This is a genomic window from Pseudomonas sp. p21, assembly GCF_001642705.1.
Lineage (GTDB): Bacteria > Pseudomonadota > Gammaproteobacteria > Pseudomonadales > Pseudomonadaceae > Aquipseudomonas.
Window position 1 is genome coordinate 317,280 of sequence record NZ_LWBV01000006.1, and the last position, 17,885, is coordinate 335,164.

Below are 17,885 nucleotides of genomic sequence, written 5' to 3' on the forward strand. Positions count from 1 at the left end.
GGCCGGTTGACGGTTGCAAGCAAGAAGGGGGCCTACGGGCCCCTTTCTGCTTTTCCTGCGCTAGCGCTTGTAATTTCCCAAGCGTGCCCCCACATTAGGTCCAAGCATCATTTCCACCGGTTTCCGGCCATAAGGCCGCTGTAGAGGCGAAATCATGAAGACCACCCTCGACTTGCCTCTTTTGCCATTGCGCGATGTCGTTGTTTACCCGCATATGGTCATCCCGCTGTTCGTGGGGCGCGAAAAGTCCATCGAAGCCCTTGAGGCGGCGATGACGGGCGAAAAGCAGATCCTCCTGCTGGCCCAGAAAAACCCGGCCGACGATGACCCGGGCGAGGACGCCCTGTACCGCGTCGGTACCGTTGCCACAGTGCTGCAATTGCTGAAACTGCCCGATGGCACCGTCAAGGTGCTGGTCGAGGGCGAGCAGCGCGGCGCTGTCGAGCGTTTCAGCGAAGTAGAAGGGCACATCCGTGCCGAAGTTTCCCTGATCGACGAAGTCGACGCCGCCGAGCGCGAGTCGGAAGTGTTCGTGCGCACGCTGCTGTCGCAGTTCGAGCAGTACGTGCAGCTGGGCAAGAAGGTCCCTGCCGAAGTGCTGTCTTCGCTGAACAGCATCGAAGAGCCTGGGCGCCTGGTCGATACCATGGCCGCGCACATGGCCCTGAAGATCGAGCAGAAACAGGAAATTCTCGAAATCGTCGACCTGCCGACCCGTGTCGAGCACGTACTGGCGCTGCTGGATGCCGAAATCGACTTGCTGCAGGTCGAAAAGCGCATTCGCGGTCGGGTCAAGAAGCAGATGGAGCGCAGCCAGCGCGAGTACTACCTGAATGAGCAGATGAAGGCCATTCAGAAAGAACTCGGCGATGGTGACGAAGGCCACAACGAAGTCGAGGAGCTGAAAAAGCGCATCGAAGCCGCTGGCCTGCCCAAGGACGCGCTGGCCAAGGCCCAGGCTGAGCTGAACAAGCTCAAGCAGATGTCGCCGATGTCGGCCGAGGCCACCGTGGTCCGTTCCTACCTCGACTGGTTGGTGCAGGTGCCGTGGAAGGCCCAGAGCAAGGTGCGCCTGGACCTGGCCAAGGCCGAGGAAATCCTCGATGCCGACCACTATGGCCTGGAAGAGGTAAAGGAACGCATACTCGAGTACCTTGCCGTGCAAAAGCGCGTCAAGAAAATCCGCGGCCCGGTGTTGTGCCTGGTCGGCCCGCCCGGCGTCGGCAAGACCTCGCTGGCCGAGTCGATCGCCGCTGCCACCAACCGCAAGTTCGTGCGCATGGCCCTGGGTGGTGTGCGTGACGAGGCCGAGATCCGTGGCCACCGCCGTACCTACATCGGCTCCATGCCTGGCCGTCTGATCCAGAAGATGACCAAGGTGGGGGTGCGCAACCCGCTGTTCCTGCTGGACGAAATCGACAAGATGGGCAGCGACATGCGTGGCGACCCGGCCTCGGCACTGCTCGAGGTGCTCGACCCGGAGCAGAACCACAACTTCAATGACCACTACCTGGAGGTCGACTACGATCTCTCGGACGTGATGTTCCTGTGCACCTCGAACTCGATGAACATCCCGCCGGCGCTGCTCGACCGGATGGAAGTCATTCGCCTGCCGGGCTACACCGAGGACGAGAAGATCAACATCGCGGTCAAGTACCTGGTGCCCAAGCAGGTCAAGGCCAACGGTTTGAAGAAGGACGAGTTGGAAGTCGACGTCTCGGCGATCCGCGACATCATCCGCTTCTATACCCGCGAAGCCGGTGTGCGTGGCCTGGAGCGGCAAATCGCCAAGGTCTGCCGCAAGGTAGTCAAGGAACATACCGGGCAGAAGCAGGTCAAGGTCAAGGTGGCCAGCGAGCAGCTGGAGCACCTGCTGGGCGTGCGCAAGTTCCGCTACGGCCTGGCCGAACAGCAGGACCAGATCGGCCAGGTTACCGGCCTGGCCTGGACCCAGGTGGGCGGCGAATTGCTGACCATCGAAGCCGTGGTCATCCCCGGCAAGGGCCAGCTGATCAAGACCGGCTCTCTTGGCGATGTCATGGTCGAGTCGATCACCGCCGCGCAGACCGTGGTACGCAGCCGCGCCCGCAGCCTGGGGATCGCCGCCGACTTCCATGAGAAGCACGACGTGCATATCCACATGCCTGAAGGCGCCACGCCGAAGGACGGCCCGAGTGCCGGTATCGGCATGTGCACCGCGCTGGTGTCAGCGCTGACGCAGATTCCGGTACGTGCCGACGTGGCCATGACCGGCGAAATCACCCTGCGTGGCCAGGTGCTGGCCATTGGCGGGTTGAAGGAAAAACTGCTGGCGGCACACCGTGGCGGGATCAAGACGGTGATCATTCCCGAGGAGAATGTTCGCGATCTGAAGGAGATTCCGGAAAATATCAAACAGGATCTGCAGATCAAACCAGTCAAATGGATTGACGAAGTCCTGCAAATTGCGCTGCAATACGCCCCGGAGCCCTTGCCAGATGTGGCTCCGGAGATTGTCGCGAAAGATGAAAAGCGCGACGGCGATGCTAAGGAAAGAATCAGCACGCATTAGTAGTTTTTGGCTGGGGGGCTTTCCTTGACAGTTTTTTCGGGGCCTTGCTATAAAGCGGCACGCTATTGTCATCAGGCCACCCAGCGCACGTTTCATAAGCTTTTCATTACATACTTAGAAACAAACTCAATTGAGAAATAAGGGGACTTAGAGTGAACAAGTCGGAACTGATTGACGCTATCGCCGCATCTGCTGACATCCCGAAAGCTGTAGCCGGCCGTGCGCTGGACGCAGTCATCGAATCCGTCACCGGCGCCCTGAAGCAAGGTGACGATGTGGTACTGGTTGGCTTCGGTACCTTCTCGGTCAAGGAGCGTGCAGAGCGCACCGGCCGCAACCCGCAAACCGGTAACGCGATCAAGATCGCTGCCGCCAAGGTTCCAGGCTTCAAGGCTGGCAAAGGCCTGAAAGACGCCGTCAACTAAGTCGTCTCTTTCAGCCGGACCTGGCCTTGCCAGGTCCGAGCACGGTGATGGCGGGGCGCAAATGTTCCCGCCTGACACGTTTGCTAAGAAAAGGCGCATCCTCGGATGCGCCTTTCTTTTATCAGGTTTCTACCCACGCTCCGCGGTTGTCGACGCAGTGGTACAGCCGTTTCTGGGGGACGCATGCTGCAAAATATCAGGGACAATTCACAAGGTTGGATTGCCAAGACCATCATCGGCCTTATCGTCGTGTTGATGGCGTTGACCGGCTTCGAAGCCATTTTCCAGGCCGCCACCCATAGCCAGGACGCCGCCAAGGTGAACGGCCAGACCATCAGCCAGAACGAGCTGAGCCAGGCAGCCGACATGCAGCGCCGTCAGCTGATGCAACAGTTGGGCAAGGATTTCGACCCGGCGCTGCTGGATGACAAATTGCTGCGCGAAGAGGCACTGAAGGGCCTGATCAGCCGCAAGTTGCTGCTGCAAGGCGCCGAGGATGCCAAGTTTGCCTTCTCCGAGGCCGCGCTGGATCAGGTGATCCTGCAGACGCCGGAATTCCAGGTGGACGGCAAGTTCAGTGCCGACCGTTTCGACCAGGTCATTCGCCAGATGGGCTATGGCCGCATGCAGTTCCGCGACATGCTCGCCGAGGAAATGCTCATCGGCCAGCTGCGCACCGGCCTGGCTGGCAGCAGCTTCGTCACCGACCAACAGGTCGATGCCTTTGCCCGCCTGGAGAAGCAGACCCGTGACTTCGCCTCTCTGACCTTCAAGGCCGACCCGGCCGCGGTCAAGGTCAGCGATGAAGAGGTCAAGGCGCACTACGACCAGCACGCCAAGGAGTTCATGTCGCCTGACCAGGTGGTGATCGACTATGTCGAGCTGAAGAAGTCGGCGTTCTTCGACCAGGTCAAGGTGACCGACGAAGAACTCAAGGCCCACTACGAGAAGGAAATCGCCAACCTCGCCGAGCAGCGCCATGCCGCGCACATCCTCATCGAGGTCAACGACAAGGTCACCGACGCCCAGGCCAAGGCCCGCGCCGAAGAGATCGAACAGCGCCTGGCCAAGGGTGAAGACTTCGCCGCGCTGGCCAAGGAGTTCTCCCAGGACCCGGGTTCGGCCAATAGCGGTGGTGACCTTGGCTTCGCCGGCCCGGGCGTTTACGACCCGGCGTTCGAGGATGCGCTGTACAAGCTGCAGGATGGCCAGGTCTCGGCGCCGGTGCGCACCGAGTTCGGCTACCACCTGATCAAGCTGCTGGGCGTGCAGGCGCCGGAAGTGCCGAGCTTCGCCAGCCTGAAGGACAAGCTGACCCGTGACCTGAAGATCCCGCTGGTCGAGCAGCGTTACGTCGATGCCAGCAAGCAGCTGCAGGATGCCGCCTACGAGGCTTCCGACCTGGCCCAGCCTGCCCAGGACCTGAACCTGAAGGTGCAAACTTCTGCAGCCTTCGGCCGCGAGGGTGGCGAAGGCATCACTGCCAACCGTTCGGTAGTGCAGGCCGCATTCTCCGAAGAAGTGCTGGAGGAGGGTGCCAACAGCACCGCCATCGAGCTCGACCCGGAAACCACCGTGGTGCTGCGCGTCAAGGAGCACCGCAAGCCGGAGCAACTGCCGCTGGAAGCCGTGGCCAAGAACATCAGCGAACACCTGGCCAAGGAGAAGGCAACTGCCGAACTCAAGGCCAAGGCGGACAAGCTGATTGCCGGCCTGCGTGACGGTTCCGTCGCTGCGGGCAGCGTGCACGAAGGGCAGGGCTGGAAGGCCTATGAAGCAGTCACCCGTGGTGAGGACGGTATCGACCCGGCCGAGCTGCAGGCGCTGTTCCGCCTGGGCAAGCCGCAGGCCAAGGACAAGCCGGTATATGGCAGCGTGGTGCTGCGTGACGGTAGCCTGGTGGTACTGCAGCTCAAGGGTGTCAACGAAGGCGCTGCTGCCACCGACGAAGAGAAGCAGCAGATCCGCCGCTACCTCGCGTCGCGTGCTGGCCAGCAGGACTTTGCGGCGTACCGCAAGCAGCTGGAAGCCAAGGCGGACATCACCCGTTACTAAGGTGATGGATGCATGAACGAGCAGGCCGCCCAGTGCGGCCTGTTTCGTTTCTGTTGTCTGTACCGGCCTCTTCGCGGGTACCGCGTTGACCTTGAACGCGGCGCAATACCTGTGGGAGCGGGTTTACCCGCGAAGAGGCCGGCACAGGCAGCACAAGGCCTAGCGCTTCACCCCTTCATAGTTATCTAGCGTATCCCGCGCAATCTCCCGCCCCAAAGCAATCAGCTCCGGCGCTTTGTAGAACTCGAAAAACCGGCACACCCGTTTGGGCACGTTGATTAGCACATCCGGCGGATAGCCGGCGATCTTGTACTGCGCCAGCGAGGTTTGCATGACTTCGAAACTCTGGTTGATCAAATCCAGCAGCGAAGCGGGCCCCACGTTGTCGACGATGAACGAGCCGGTCGCCGACTTCGGCGCGCCTTCGCGCTCCGGCGCCGCCGCCGGTTGCTGGCCTTCCGGGGCGGCGGCATCGGCCAGCCACGGGTTCGGCGGCGCCAGCCCTTCGGCGACGATTTCCTGCTCGATGCGGATCAGCTCCTCCGCCGGCTTGCGCCGGAACGGCAAGCGCGACCCCAGTGAGCTCAGCAGGGCATCGAAACGCATCTTGAACGCCGCCGGACGTTCGATCACCGGTAACTGGTACTGCTTCTGGTTGGTGGCGTTGAGGTTGACCGCGATGATCAGGTCGCAGTGGCTGGACACTACCGGCACGATCGGCAGTGGGTTGAGGATGCCGCCGTCGACCAGCATGCGGTTGCCCTGCATCACCGGCGTGAACAGGCTGGGGATGGCCGCCGAAGCGCGCATGGCCTGGTGCAGGCAGCCCTCCTGGAACCAGATTTCCTGCTGGTTGGTGAGGTCGGCTGCAACCGCCGTGTAGGGGATGCGCAATTGCTCGATGTTGATCTCGCCGACGATCTTGCGGATTTGCCCGAACACCTTGTCGCCGCGAATCGCGCCGAGGCGAAAGCTGACATCGACCAGGCGCAACACATCCAGGTAGTCGAGGCTCTCGATCCAGTTGCGGTAGTCTTCCAGCTTGCCGGCGGCATAGATGCCACCAATCACCGCGCCCATGGAGCAGCCGGCGATGCAGGCGATGTCATAGCCGCGGCGCTCGATTTCCTCGATCACGCCGATGTGTGCATACCCCCGGGCTCCGCCCGATCCCAGTACCAGTGCCACGCGTTTGCTCATGAACATTCCCCGGCCAGTGCAACCATGGTCCTACAATGCACCCATCGCTGCCTGTGCTTCAATGTACATCGCGCTGAGCTACTGTAATAAAACTGGCTAGGCAAAACTGGCTGGGCAGGGCACTTTTCAGCTGCCGGGGCGTCGAACAGCCACCGTTTTTTCCATTGAGGTATTACTGATGAAAGCCTGGATCTGCCTTCCACTGATTGCCTTGGCCCTTGCTGGCTGCGCGGGCAAGACGGCCTACCGCGAGAGTTGTGCGACCCAACTGGATGCCGCCTGGAAGGAGCTGGATCTTGCCAAGGCCGAAGGCTTTGCCGGTGCCGTGAGTTACTCCAAGGCCTTGTCGCTGCTGACCGGAGCCAAGACCCAGCAGCAGTTCGAAGGTTATGAAAGCTGTACCAACAAAGCCGAAAAGGCGCGCTTCTACATTCGTGAGTCTCGCGCCGGGCGCTGACCAAGGAGCGTCTTTCAATGTCTGCCATGCTCGATCATGTGGTCGCCCAGATAGTGGCCTTGCAGGTGCGCCTGCTGGCCTGCCGCGAGCGCCTGGCTGCCGATACCGACAGTGAGGCCTTGCACGACCTGCGCACCACCCTGCGGCGCCTGCGCAGCCTGCTGCGGCCGCTGCGTGGGCTGCCGGGGGTGGAGCAACTGGAGGACGCCGCCAAGTCCTTGGGTACCCTGACCACGCCGTTGCGTGACCAAGAGGTGCTGGCGGCCGAACTGATCAGGCGTGGTTTTGCCGAGGCCGGGCAGCGGCGCCTGGAAGGGCGTGGCAGGACCTTCGCCAGCGTTGCCGTCAGCCCTCAGCTGGCGCGGGTGCTGGCGATAGTCGACGCGTTTCCGCTGTTCCTGCGTGCAGCCGGCCGCGAGGGCCTGGTCAAGGCGCTGGAAAAGCGTATCGACAAGCGCCTGGTCAAACAGTGGCGCACGTTGCACGAAGCGCTGCAGGACCCGGCCCACGACCGCCACCGCCTGCGCTTGCTGATCAAGCGTGTGCGCTACGGCGACGAGGCCTACCCGCAGCTCGACCATGCGGGCAAGCAATTGCGGCGCTTGCTGAAGCAGGCCCAGGGCGACCTGGGCGACTGGCATGATCGCCTGCAATGGTTGCTGCAGGCGCGCGATCATGCCGACCTGGCACCGTGCAAGGTCGCCTGGGAGCAGGAATTGCTCGAGGCCGAGCGCCAATCGGATGTGACGCTGGATGCCCTGCAGCAGGCGTTGGCGCGGCGAAAGCCCGAAAAATGACCGATATGCGGGCTGATCGGCAAGGGTTTGCTGGCTAGGATGGGCAGACCTTTTTCGCTGTAGGCAGGAGCCGGCCAATGAATTTCAACCAACTGCTCGACGCCGTGCGGGCCAACCCAGATGCTGTCAGCGTCCCGCCCAGCTGGGCCCAGGGCCGCGCTGCCTTTGGCGGGCTGATGGCGGCCATGGTGTATGAAGCCATGCGCCAGAAAATCTCCGATGACCGCCCCGTGCGTTCGTTGGCCATCAGCTTTGTGGCGCCGGCCGCGGCGGATGTGCCAATCCGCTTCGACGTGGAGGTGCTGCGTGAAGGCAAGGCAGTCAGCACCTTGCTGGGTCGCGCCGTTCAGGACGGCCAGGTGGTGACCCTGGTGCAGGGCAATTTCGGCGCAGGGCGGCCGTCGGTGGTCGATGTACCGGCGTTGCCGGCCATGGAAATGAAAGCGCTCGAAGACGCGGCCCCCGAGCTACCCCATATCAAAGGCGTTACCCCGGAGTTCATGCAGCATGTGGCCTTGCGCTGGGCGGTGGGCGGGTTGCCGTTCAGTGGCAATCAATCGCGCCAGATGGGTGGCTGGGTGCGTTTGCGCGGGGTGACCGAAGAGCCGGTCAACGAGGCGCACCTGCTGGCGCTGGTCGATGCCTGGCCACCGAGCCTGATGCCATTTCTCAAACAGCCCGCTGCCGGCAGTACGTTGACCTGGACCATCGAATTCATGCAGCCCACGGCGCAGTTGTCGACCCTGGACTGGTGCCGTTACTGCGTGGAAACCGAACATGCGCGGGATGGTTATGGGCATGCCGCTGCTACCTTGAGGACGGCGCAGGGCGAGTTGCTGGCCTTGAGCCGGCAGACGGTTACCGTGTTTGCCTGACCGGGGGAGCGCGTTGCGCTCCTTTCGCGACACAAGGCCGCTCCCACAGGGATCGCGTAAATTTCAGGCCATGCGCGATTTTGTGGGGGCGGCCTTGCGTCGCGATTGGGCAGCAGAGCAGCCCCAATGGCATCAGCGCCGATGTTTATGCCGTTCCCGCCAGGCCTTCCACCAGGCCCCGCTCAGCACGAAGCGCGGAAAGGTGATGAACTGCTCGGTCAGCAAGCGTTGCACGGCGTCCTTGCGGTTGGCGAAGGGCTCGGGCTGCTCGGCTTCCAGGCGATGGCCCTGGCGCTGCAGGCCCAGGCCGGCGATCAAGGCAATGATGCCAACGGCAATCTGGCCCAGATCCAGGCCGAACAGGCCAGACAAGATCAGCAACGCACCCAGAATGAACAGCGGCACGGCGATCAGGTGCAGCACCAGGTTGGTCGGGTGGCGGTGGTTATGGTGGTAGCCGCGCCATTGCCAGGTGGGCAGGTTGGGCAGACGTTTGCTCATGGGCATTTCCTCTCGGTCATGCCCAAAGCTTAGTGCGGCCCCCGGGTGTGGGCCAATCGAGGCTGGCTATGGTGACTATAGCTTGAGCTGGCCGATGGCCTTGTTCAGTTCGCCGGCCAGGGTCGCCAGTTCGCTGCTGGTGGTCGCCGAGCCCACGGTCTGCTGCACGGTCTGTTCAGTGACATCGCGAATGCTCACCACGGCGCGGTTCATTTCTTCGGCCACCTGGCTTTGCTGCTCGGCGGCCACGGCAATCTGGGTGTTGCTTTCGCGCATCTGCGCCACGGCACCGGTAATCTCGGCCAGTGCTTCGCCGGCCTCCTGGGCCTGCCTGACGCAGTCGTCGGCCTTGTACGAGCTTTCCTGCATGAACTCCACTGCATCGCGGGTGCCCGACTGCAGGGCCGAGACCATGGTGGTGATCTCGTCGGTGGAGGTTTGTACGCGCTTGGCCAGGTTGCGCACTTCATCGGCCACCACGGCAAAGCCGCGGCCCAGGTCACCGGCGCGCGCTGCTTCGATGGCGGCATTGAGCGCCAGCAGATTGGTCTGCTCGGCGATGCTATGGATTACACTGACCACGCCGTTGATCTTCTGGCTGTCTTCGGCCAGTTGGCGAATCATCTCGGCGGTTTGCTGCACGCCGCTGGACAACCCGGAAATCGAATCCTGCACCCGGCTGACCACTTCCTGGCCGCTACCGGCCAGGGTGTCGGCTGTTTGTGACAGGTCACGGGTGGCGCCGGCATGCTGGGCAATATGGTGCACCGTCGCCGACATTTCGTTGATGGCGGTAGCGGCCTGGTCGGTTTCGCTTTGCTGGCCGAGCATGCCGTGGCGCACGTCGCTCATGCTCGCGGCCAGGCGCGCGGCACCGGAGTCCAGTTGCGCGGCGGTGTGGGCGACGGTGCTGACCACACGGTGATAGGTCGCCTGCATGGCGTTGAAAGCCCCGGCCATCTGGCCGACCTCGTCGCCACAGGCCAGCGGCACGCGGGCCGACAGGTCGCCGGTTTTTTCCACGTGCAGCATCACGTCCTTGAGGGTGTTGAGCTGGCTGAGCAGGAAGCGGATCAGTAGCTGTGAGGCGCCGAGCATGGCCAGCATCAGGACCAGTACGCACACTGCGTAGTTGCTGAAACGGTCGAAGAACACCTGGCGAAGGCTCGGCGACTGGGCCAGCACGGCCATTTGCTGATCGCCGTTGCGCAGCACCTGCGCACCCTGTAACGGGTTGTTGCCGAAGAGCTGGGCGGCGGGCAGTTCGACCCAGCCTTGGGCGTTGCGCAGGGCCTCGAGGGGGGCACCCGCGAAGGTAGGCGTTTGCCCGGCCGACCAGCTGATGACATTGGCCAGGCGGGGTAGCGGCTGCCCGGCCGGCCAGGCAGCCAGCAGTTGGGCCTGCGCGGCCGCCTGGGCTTGCGCGGCCTCGGCGCGGGCACGCTGCTCCAGGTGCACGGCATAGAGCACCAGCATCAAGGTCGTGACAAAGGCCACCGCGTTGACGGCCCAGAACTTGTACTTCAGGGAAACATTGCTAAGCCAGGCACCCATGGGCAGGTCTTCTCTGAGTTGAGCGGAAACAATATTGGCAAGGTGCCATCATTGTGCCTGCATTCGCCATGGAGTTTGTTGATGTATATCAACAGCCAGCACCAGCCCTTGTAGGAGCAGCCTTGTGCTGCGAAGGGGTCGGTAAGGTGAACCGAATGTTGTGGCTTCTATGGCCTCTTCGCAGCACAAGGCTGCTCCTACAAAGGATCGCGTCAGGTTCAGGGGAGTTGGAAAAAAGCCCGCGCCGTTGCCGTGGTATGCGCCGCCGTATGCTCGGCCGACTCACCCCGGTGCAAGGCCACTTCGCGCAATACCTCCGGCAGGAACGCCGGCTCGTTGCGCCCGTTCTTCGGCTTGGGCCGCAAGCTGCGTGGCAGCAGGTAAGGCGCATCGCTCTCCAGCATCAGCCGCCCCTCGGCAATGTTGCCCACCAGCGGATGCAGGTGGGTTCCGCGGCGTTCGTCGCAGATCCAGCCGGTAATGCCGATGTGCAGGTCCATGTCCAGGTAGGCGAACAACGCGTCGCGCTCGCCGGTAAAGCAATGCACCACCGCGCCGGCCAGGTGGTCGCGGTAATCCTTGAGGATCGCCAGCAGGCGTTCGCTGGCGTCGCGTTCGTGCAGGAACACCGGAAGGCGCAACTCGGCAGCCAATGCCAGTTGGGCCTCCAGGGCTTTCTCCTGCAACGGGCGAGGGGAGAAGTCGCGGTTGAAGTCCAGGCCGCATTCGCCCACGGCACGCACCCGCGGTTCATTCAGCAGTTGGCGCAACTGGCGCTCGCTGCCGGCATCCCAGGTCTTGGCATCATGGGGGTGTACGCCTGCCGTGGCGAACAGGTGTGCGCCGCTCGCATCCAGTTGCTGGCACAGTTCCAACGCTTGTTCGCTGACCGCCAGGCTGGTGCCCGTCAGCACCATCTGCGTGACCCCGGCCTCAAGGGCACGCTCGACGATTGCCGCCTGCTGGTCGTGGAAACTGCTGTTGGTCAGGTTGACGCCGATATCGATCAGTTGCATGGTGCTACCTCGTGCCGCGGGGCGGCCAGCATAGCAAAAACCGCGTTTTTCTGAAAAAACCAAGAACTTCATGCTGTTGCCGTGGTCTTTTACCGTCATTTCTCTCTTGGCGGTGCAACCCCATGGATGCCGCCCACCGACCACGGACACGTTTTCGCATGCTGCGATGCTGGCTCATTTTCCTGCTGACGCTTGGGCTGACCTTGACCGGGCCTGCCAACGCGCGCGCGCCAGGGCCGCAGCAGAACATCCCGTCGGCCAAGGTCCGCGACCTGCAACAGATTCGCACCAGCCAGGTGCTGCGGGTGCTGGTCAACCAGAGCCGCAACAGCTCTGGTGAGGTCAAGGGCGAGCCGGTTGGCATCGAATACTATCGCCTGCGTGCCCTGGAGCATTACCTCAATGCCCGCGCTGCCGACGGCCAAGAGATCCAACTCAAACTGATTCCGCGGGCCAAGGAGCAGCTGCTGGGCGCCTTGGCCCGTGGCGAGGGTGACCTGGCCGCGCCGGGCGAGCTGCTCGACCCCGGCATGGTGCGCGGGGTCAGCAGCAGCGCGCCGGTGCTCGACCAGGTGCCGCTGCTGCTGGTGGGGCGCAAGGGCGAACGCAGTTTCAGCCATGTCGAGCAGTTGTCCGGGCGTACCGTGGCCTTGACCAGCGCCAGTGCCGCCGGCCCGTTGATCCAGCAGGTCAATCAGCAACTGGCGCTGCGCAAGCGCGCGCCGATCAAGGTGGAGTGGGTCGACTCGACCCTGGCGGTGGAGGATGTGCTGGAAATGGTCCAGGCCGGCATTTATCACCTGACCGTGGTCGAGCAGCCGATCGCCCGGCGCTGGGCCCGGGTGATGCCGCGCCTGCGCCTGGACAGCCGCGTGCAACTGGGGGCGCCCCAAGCCATGCGCTGGTATGTGGGGCGCGATGCGCCGCAGTTGCTGGCCACGGTCGATCGCTTTCTGCAGGGCTACCGCGCGCCGGACAACCAGGATGCCGCGTTCGAGCGCATCTACCGCCGCCAGTATCGGGTGCGCGACCCGTTGGCCAGCAAGAATCGCCAGCGCCTGACCGCGCTGCGGGCGGTGCTGCAGAAACACGGTGAAGCGCAGCAGATCGACTGGCTCAACCTGGCCGCGCTGGCTTTCAAGGAATCGACGCTCAACCCGGCTGCGCGCGGTACCGGCGGGGCCCATGGCCTGATGCAGATCACCCCTTCGGCAGCGCAGCGCGTAGGGGTGAGCAACACCGCCACGGTGGATGGCAATGTCCAGGCCAGCGCCCGCTACCTGGCGCTGATCCGCCGCAAGTTCTTTGCCAGCGCCAAGATCAACGAACGCGAGCGCATGGCTTTCGTACTGGCGGCCTACAACCTGGGGCCCGAGCGGGTTCAGGCCATGCGCGCAGAGGCGCGGCGGCGTGGGTTGAATGGCGACCAGTGGTTCTTTCAGACCGAACGCATCGCCATGGAGCAGGTGGGCATGGGGCCAGTCAACTTCGTCAACAGCGTCAACAAGTACTTTGTAGCGTTCAACCGGGAGCGTGCCGCGCTTGAGCGTGTGGCGAAGCGTTAATAAATCGATTTTATCGATTGTTGTGTTGGGTTTTTTGCGATTTTCATATCTATTGAATTGATTATGATGGCGCCCATCCCAACACAACTTCCCCGCTTCAAGGAAACTAAGACATGAACAACGCTACCCTCAACGCCCTGTTCTCTACCCGCGCCGGCGCTGGCCTGAGCGTCATCCGTATCCTGGTCGGCATCATCTTCATCGCGCATGGTGCGCAAAAACTGTTCGGCATGTTCGGTGGCTATGGCCTGGAAGGCACCGGCCAGTGGATGGAGAGCATCGGCCTGGCCCCGGGTTACCTGATGGCGCTGCTGTCCGGCAGTGCCGAGTTCTTCGGCGGCCTGGCCCTGGTGATCGGCCTGCTGGCCCGCCCGGCGGCCTTGGTGCTGGCTGTAACCCTGGTAGTGGCGATCCTCTCGGTGCACATCGGCAACGGCCTGTTCATGTCCAACAACGGCTATGAGTTCGGTCTGGCCCTGCTGGCCGGCACCGTCGCGGTGCTGATCGAAGGCGCTGGCCGCTTCTCGCTGGACCGCCTGATCGCCCGCTGATACACCGCAAACAGCAAGCTACAAGCCCCAGGCCGATCACTTTCGACCTGAGGCTTGTATCTTGCCGCTTGTAGCTCTAGCATACCGTCTGCGCCGATTTAAACAGCTACTTGCGGGGCGCAGGAAAGCCCCTCTGCGGGTCATCCGAAATACCGCTAAAGCGCTGGTTCGGTGACGCCTCCCACCGCTGCCCAGCGGGATTCGCGAGGCGGAGAGAAGCTCCATGAGTTGCCCACGTACCAGTGTCTGTTTGAGCCCTTTGCCTGCCAGCCAGGCGTCCCGCACACCGCGCATCCTGCTCGGCGGCCAGCATCAGCCCACTCTTTTACGTCACCTCGAAGGCCTGTCCCGGCGCAAGGGCCAGGCGCGTGCCTTTCTGATCCAGTTTGCCGATACCGGCTGCCACCTCGCGCAGTATGGCAATGACCGTTTCGACCTGGCCGTGATCCAGGCCCCGGCGCCGGACGAGGCCGCCGAAATCATCGGCCACATCACCCGCATTGCGCGCCAGGGCCTGATTACCCGCCGCTGAGGAGCGCGCTGTTGAGTACCAACATCATCACCACGGAAGGCCATGAGGCGCTGAAGAAAGAACTGGACCACCTGTGGCGGGTGTATCGCCCGGAGATTACCCAGAAGGTTACCTGGGCGGCGTCGCTGGGCGACCGTAGCGAGAACGCCGACTACCAGTACAACAAGAAGCTGCTGCGCGAGATCGACCGTCGGGTGCGTTACCTGCGCAAGCGTCTTGAAGATGTGAAGGTGGTGGCTTACTCGCCGCAGCAGGAGGGCAAGGTGTTTTTCGGTGCCTGGGTAGAGATCGAGAACGACGAGGGCGAGACCATGAAGTTTCGCATTGTCGGTTATGACGAGATCTATGGGCGCAATGACTACATCTCGATCGACTCGCCCATGGCCCGCGCCTTACTGAAGAAGGAGGAGGGTGACGAGGTGGTGGTGCACACGCCTACTGGTGAAGCGACCTGGTACGTGAACAGCATCACTTACGGCCAGTGAGTTGATATTGACTGTGCCGGCCTCTTCGCGGGTAAACCCGCTCCCACAGGTTCACCACATGACTTGAAACCTGTGTCGGACCTGTGGGAGCGGTTTTACCCGCGAAGAGGCCGGCACAGGCTGTCATCAACTCTCGCGTAAAACCGCCAGCGGGCTGGCATTCAACGCCCGCCGCGTCCCCAGCACCCCCGCACCGCCCACCAGTAGCGCCCCTGCCAGCGGTAATACCAGCAACCAAGGATGTGGGCTCCATTGCAGGTCGAAGGCATAGCGGTACAGCACCAGGGTAATCAGCTCACACCCGACCGCCGCCAGCAAGCCGCTCGCCGCCCCGAGCAAGCCGAACTCGATCCGTCTCGCCCTGACCAGCAATGGCCGCGCCGCGCCGAGCGCACGCAGCAAGGCGCCCTGGCGGATGCGCTCGTCCAGTGTCGCCTGCAAGCCAGCGAACAGCACTGCCAGCCCGGCTGCCAGCACGAACAGCAACACATACTCCACCGCCAGGGTCACCTGGGCGAGGATGCTGCGCAGCTGTTCGAGCAAGGCGTCCACCTGGAGGATGGTCACCGCCGGGAATGCCCGTGATAGCGCCACCACATCCAGGTCATGACCCGGTGCCAGGTAGAAGCTGGTCAGGTAGGTGGTCGGCAGTCCCTGCAGCGTGCCGGGCTGGAAGATCATGTAGAAGTTCGGCTGGAAGCTGTCCCAGTGCACGCTGCGCAGGTTGCTTACCCGCGCCTGGCGCTGCTGGCCGCCGATGTCGAAGGTCAGCAGGTCACCCAGTTGCAGCTTCAGGCTGTTGGCCAGTTCCGCCTCCACCGACACACCGGGGATTTCATTTTCGGCTGGCAACGCCTGCCACCAGTTGCCGGCCGTCAGTGCATTGCCTTCGGGCAGTTCGGCCGCCCAGGTCAGGCTGAGGTCGCGCTGCACGGCGCGCTCGCCTGCCGAGTCTTTGCTGACCACCTGCTGCACCGGTTGCTCATTGATTCGCACCAGGCGGCCGGGGGTCACCGGGTACAGCGGCGCCGAGGTGGCGTTGACCTGCTGCAGGCGTTGGGCGAAGGGCTCACGGTCATCCGGCAGGATGTTCAGGGCGAAATGGTTGGGCGCATCCTTGGGCAGCTGCGCTTGCCAGGTATCGAGCAGTTCCGCGCGCAGCAGGGCAACCAGGGCCATGGCCAGCAGGATCAGGCCAAAGGCCAGGGCCTGGCCGGCGGCGGCCATGGGGTGACGCAGCAGTTGGCCCAGGCCCAGGCGCCAGGTCAGTGGGGCCCCGGCCAGCAACTGGCGCAGGCTGCGCAAGCCGAGCAGCAGCAGGCCACCGAGCAGCAGCGCGGCGACCAGGCCGCCACCGAGCAGGGCGAAGGTGAGCAGCAGGTCGAGGCTCAGGCGCCACATGATCAGGCCCAGGGCGAACAACGCCGCGCCGTACACCAGCCAACTGCTGGGCGGTATCGGCAGCAGGTCGCGGCGTAGCACGCGCAGCGGCGGCACCTGGCCCAGGGCGGCAATTGGCGGCAGGGCAAAACCGGCCAGGGCCACAAGCCCGGTAGCGATGCCGGCCAGGGCCGGGACGATGCCGCCTGCGGGCACCACGCTTGGCAGCAGGCCATGCAGCAGGCGGAACAGGCCCAGCTGGGCCAGCCAGCCGAGCAGGGCGCCGGCCAGCGCGGCGGCCAGGCCGAGCATGGCTAATTGCAGGCAGTACAGGCCCAGTGCCTGGCGGCGCGAAAGGCCCAGGCAGCGCAGCAGGGCGCTGGCGTCCAGGCGGCGTGCGGCATAGCGGCTGGCCGACAGGGCCACGGCGACGCCTGCCAGCAGCACTGCCACCAGGCTGGCCATGTTCAGGTAGCGTTCGGCCTTGCCCAGGGCGCCGCCGATCTGCTGGTTGCCATCGCGGGTGTCGCGCAGGCGCTGGTTGGCGGCCAGGTCTTTTTTCAGTGCCTCGCGGTACTGGACCAGCGCTTCGGCATCGCCGCGCCACAGGTCGCGGTAGGTGACCCGGCTACCCGGCTGGACCACGCCGGTGGCTTGCAGGTCGGCCAGGTTCATCATTACCCGTGGGGTAAGGCTGTAGAAGTTGTTGGCGCGGTCCGGTTCGTAGGTCAGCACGCGGCTCATGCGCAGGGTTTTCATGCCCACGTCGATGCTGTCGCCAACCTTCAGCCCCAGTGCCGCCAGCAGGCGCGGTTCGACCCATGCCTCGCCAGGTGCCGGGCCGCCGCCCGGGGTTTCGGCGGCATAGGGCGCCGCGGCACTGCGCACTTGCCCGCGCAACGGGTAGGCGCCATCGGCAGCCTTGACGCTGGACAGCTGGATGCCGTTGTCGCCGCCGACCACACTGGTGAATTCGACCACCTGGGCGTGGCGCAAGCCAAGCGCCTTGCCAGCCTCAATCTGCGGGTCGCGGGCCGGGGCGCTGCCCTGCAGCACCAGGTCGGCACCGAGAAACTCGCTGGCGCGCAGTTGCATGGCGCCGTTGAGGCGGGCACCGAAATAGCCGATGGCAGTGCTGGCCGCGACTGCCACCAGCAGGGCGAAGAACAGCACGCGCACTTCGCTGGCGCGAATGTCGCGCAGCAACTGGCGCAGGGCCAGGCCGCACAGGCGGGACAGCGGCATGTGGGTCATCAGGCCTCCACCGGGGCCACCAGGCGGCCCGCATCCAGGCGGATCTGGCGGCGGCAGCGCCGTGCCAGGCGCTCATCATGGGTAACCAGCACCAGGGTGGTGCCGCGCTCCTTGTTCAGTTCGAACAACAGGTCACTGATGCGCTCGCCGGTGTGGCTGTCGAGGTTGCCGGTGGGCTCGTCGGCGAACAGCACTGCCGGTTGCGCGGCGAAAGCACGGGCGATGGCCACCCGTTGCTGTTCGCCGCCCGACAGCTGGCGCGGGGTGTGGCTCAGGCGCTTGCCCAGGCCGACCCGTTCGAGCAGGGTGCGCGCGTGTTCGCGGGCATCGCGGCGGCCGTCCAGCTCCAGCGGCAGCATTACGTTTTCCAGGGCGTTGAGGCTGTCGAGCAGCTGGAACGACTGGAACACGAAGCCCACATGTTCGGCGCGCACCCGCGCGCGCTGGTCTTCATCCAGCGGCCCCAGGTCGTGGCCAGCGAGGATGACCTTGCCGGCACTGGGCTGGTCGAGGCCGGCGAGCAGGCCGAGCAGGGTCGACTTGCCCGAGCCCGAGGCACCGACGATGGCCAGGCTGTCGCCCTGGGCCAGGTCGAGGGACAGCGCGTGCAGGATGGTCAGGTCACCTTCCGCGCTGGGGACCACTTTGCTAAGGTTCTGCGCAACGAGAATGCTGGGGCCCATGGAG

At 63.9% G+C, this 17,885-nt stretch carries 16 protein-coding genes; 10 read left to right on the plus strand and 6 right to left on the minus strand.

Translation table 11 applies throughout. The features are described 5' to 3' along the window. Window positions 1–154: 154 nt before the first annotated feature. The 3 genes from lon to A4C63_RS18820 all read left to right on the plus strand — a co-directional run bounded on the left by lon (window position 155) and on the right by A4C63_RS18820 (window position 5,031). A complete protein-coding gene (lon, locus tag A4C63_RS18810; RefSeq protein WP_015269697.1) occupies window positions 155–2,551 on the plus strand; it encodes an endopeptidase La in 2,397 nt (798 codons plus the stop codon). Window positions 2,552–2,703: 152 nt separating this feature from the next. Next, window positions 2,704–2,976 carry an HU family DNA-binding protein gene (locus tag A4C63_RS18815; protein ID WP_003259401.1) on the plus strand — a complete coding sequence of 91 codons (273 nt, stop codon included), beginning with the start codon at window positions 2,704–2,706 and terminating at the stop codon, window positions 2,974–2,976. A 183-nt stretch (window positions 2,977–3,159) separates the two neighbouring features. Continuing rightward, on the plus strand, window positions 3,160–5,031 hold the full coding sequence (locus A4C63_RS18820; protein ID WP_063914008.1) for a SurA N-terminal domain-containing protein: 1,872 nt from the start codon (window positions 3,160–3,162) through the stop codon (window positions 5,029–5,031). Window positions 5,032–5,190: 159 nt separating this feature from the next. Here A4C63_RS18820 and A4C63_RS18825 read toward each other — a convergent pair whose 3' ends face one another. After that, on the minus strand, window positions 5,191–6,231 hold the full coding sequence (locus A4C63_RS18825; protein ID WP_063914086.1) for a patatin-like phospholipase family protein: 1,041 nt from the start codon (window positions 6,229–6,231) through the stop codon (window positions 5,191–5,193). A 178-nt stretch (window positions 6,232–6,409) separates the two neighbouring features. On the opposite strand from A4C63_RS18825, the gene A4C63_RS18830 reads away from it, so the two are divergent. From A4C63_RS18830 to A4C63_RS18840, 3 genes are all read left to right on the plus strand, one after another. Further along, on the plus strand, window positions 6,410–6,688 hold the full coding sequence (locus tag A4C63_RS18830) for a hypothetical protein (RefSeq protein WP_056800193.1): 279 nt from the start codon (window positions 6,410–6,412) through the stop codon (window positions 6,686–6,688). A 17-nt stretch (window positions 6,689–6,705) separates the two neighbouring features. Beyond that, window positions 6,706–7,485 carry a CHAD domain-containing protein gene (locus A4C63_RS18835; RefSeq protein ID WP_063914009.1) on the plus strand — a complete coding sequence of 260 codons (780 nt, stop codon included), beginning with the start codon at window positions 6,706–6,708 and terminating at the stop codon, window positions 7,483–7,485. A 77-nt stretch (window positions 7,486–7,562) separates the two neighbouring features. Next, complete coding sequence (locus tag A4C63_RS18840; protein WP_063914010.1) at window positions 7,563–8,360, plus strand: acyl-CoA thioesterase II; 798 nt, start codon at window positions 7,563–7,565, stop codon at window positions 8,358–8,360. 132 nt (window positions 8,361–8,492) lie between these two features. Here A4C63_RS18840 and A4C63_RS18845 read toward each other — a convergent pair whose 3' ends face one another. The 3 genes from A4C63_RS18845 to A4C63_RS18855 all read right to left on the minus strand — a co-directional run bounded on the left by A4C63_RS18845 (window position 8,493) and on the right by A4C63_RS18855 (window position 11,431). Beyond that, window positions 8,493–8,861, minus strand: a complete 369-nt coding sequence (locus tag A4C63_RS18845) for an Mpo1-like protein (RefSeq protein ID WP_063914011.1) — start codon at window positions 8,859–8,861, stop codon at window positions 8,493–8,495. Between the two features lie 75 nt (window positions 8,862–8,936). Beyond that, a complete protein-coding gene (locus A4C63_RS18850) occupies window positions 8,937–10,415 on the minus strand; it encodes a methyl-accepting chemotaxis protein (RefSeq protein WP_063914012.1) in 1,479 nt (492 codons plus the stop codon). 218 nt (window positions 10,416–10,633) lie between these two features. Beyond that, window positions 10,634–11,431 (minus strand): TatD family hydrolase, encoded by a 798-nt coding sequence (locus A4C63_RS18855; RefSeq protein ID WP_063914013.1) that lies wholly within the window; start codon window positions 11,429–11,431, stop codon window positions 10,634–10,636. Between the two features lie 158 nt (window positions 11,432–11,589). Between A4C63_RS18855 and A4C63_RS18860 the strand changes: the two genes are divergently transcribed. From A4C63_RS18860 to greB, 4 genes are all read left to right on the plus strand, one after another. Continuing rightward, a complete protein-coding gene (locus tag A4C63_RS18860; RefSeq protein ID WP_063914014.1) occupies window positions 11,590–12,996 on the plus strand; it encodes a transglycosylase SLT domain-containing protein in 1,407 nt (468 codons plus the stop codon). A 113-nt stretch (window positions 12,997–13,109) separates the two neighbouring features. Continuing rightward, window positions 13,110–13,547, plus strand: coding sequence for a DoxX family protein (locus A4C63_RS18865; protein ID WP_015269705.1), 438 nt, complete (start codon window positions 13,110–13,112; stop codon window positions 13,545–13,547). Between the two features lie 223 nt (window positions 13,548–13,770). Next, window positions 13,771–14,079 (plus strand): hypothetical protein, encoded by a 309-nt coding sequence (locus tag A4C63_RS18870; protein ID WP_063914015.1) that lies wholly within the window; start codon window positions 13,771–13,773, stop codon window positions 14,077–14,079. Between the two features lie 11 nt (window positions 14,080–14,090). Beyond that, a complete protein-coding gene (greB, locus tag A4C63_RS18875; RefSeq protein ID WP_063914016.1) occupies window positions 14,091–14,564 on the plus strand; it encodes a transcription elongation factor GreB in 474 nt (157 codons plus the stop codon). A 126-nt stretch (window positions 14,565–14,690) separates the two neighbouring features. Here the strand turns inward: greB and A4C63_RS18880 are convergent, their stop codons facing one another. Then, window positions 14,691–17,198: an ABC transporter permease gene (locus A4C63_RS18880; RefSeq protein ID WP_063914017.1), complete on the minus strand. Its 2,508-nt coding sequence runs from the start codon at window positions 17,196–17,198 to the stop codon at window positions 14,691–14,693. After that, on the minus strand, window positions 17,198–17,881 hold the full coding sequence (locus A4C63_RS18885; RefSeq protein WP_016714756.1) for an ABC transporter ATP-binding protein: 684 nt from the start codon (window positions 17,879–17,881) through the stop codon (window positions 17,198–17,200). The genes A4C63_RS18880 and A4C63_RS18885 overlap by 1 nt, the downstream gene beginning before the upstream one ends. Window positions 17,882–17,885 lie beyond the last annotated feature (4 nt).

What these genes read in the sequence shown, in the direction of transcription:
- A4C63_RS18885 (WP_016714756.1), bottom strand. Translation starts at nt 17,881, where the DNA reads ATGGGCCCCAGCATTCTCGTTGCGCAGAACCTTAGCAAAGTGGTCCCC.
- A4C63_RS18860 (WP_063914014.1), top strand. Translation starts at nt 11,590, where the DNA reads ATGCTGCGATGCTGGCTCATTTTCCTGCTGACGCTTGGGCTGACCTTG.
- A4C63_RS18870 (WP_063914015.1), top strand. Translation starts at nt 13,771, where the DNA reads ATGAGTTGCCCACGTACCAGTGTCTGTTTGAGCCCTTTGCCTGCCAGC.
- A4C63_RS18840 (WP_063914010.1), top strand. Translation starts at nt 7,563, where the DNA reads ATGAATTTCAACCAACTGCTCGACGCCGTGCGGGCCAACCCAGATGCT.
- A4C63_RS18880 (WP_063914017.1), bottom strand. Translation starts at nt 17,198, where the DNA reads ATGACCCACATGCCGCTGTCCCGCCTGTGCGGCCTGGCCCTGCGCCAG.
- A4C63_RS18825 (WP_063914086.1), bottom strand. Translation starts at nt 6,231, where the DNA reads ATGAGCAAACGCGTGGCACTGGTACTGGGATCGGGCGGAGCCCGGGGG.
- A4C63_RS18820 (WP_063914008.1), top strand. Translation starts at nt 3,160, where the DNA reads ATGCTGCAAAATATCAGGGACAATTCACAAGGTTGGATTGCCAAGACC.
- A4C63_RS18855 (WP_063914013.1), bottom strand. Translation starts at nt 11,431, where the DNA reads ATGCAACTGATCGATATCGGCGTCAACCTGACCAACAGCAGTTTCCAC.
- lon (WP_015269697.1), top strand. Translation starts at nt 155, where the DNA reads ATGAAGACCACCCTCGACTTGCCTCTTTTGCCATTGCGCGATGTCGTT.
- A4C63_RS18850 (WP_063914012.1), bottom strand. Translation starts at nt 10,415, where the DNA reads ATGGGTGCCTGGCTTAGCAATGTTTCCCTGAAGTACAAGTTCTGGGCC.
- A4C63_RS18865 (WP_015269705.1), top strand. Translation starts at nt 13,110, where the DNA reads ATGAACAACGCTACCCTCAACGCCCTGTTCTCTACCCGCGCCGGCGCT.
- A4C63_RS18835 (WP_063914009.1), top strand. Translation starts at nt 6,706, where the DNA reads ATGTCTGCCATGCTCGATCATGTGGTCGCCCAGATAGTGGCCTTGCAG.
- A4C63_RS18830 (WP_056800193.1), top strand. Translation starts at nt 6,410, where the DNA reads ATGAAAGCCTGGATCTGCCTTCCACTGATTGCCTTGGCCCTTGCTGGC.
- A4C63_RS18845 (WP_063914011.1), bottom strand. Translation starts at nt 8,861, where the DNA reads ATGAGCAAACGTCTGCCCAACCTGCCCACCTGGCAATGGCGCGGCTAC.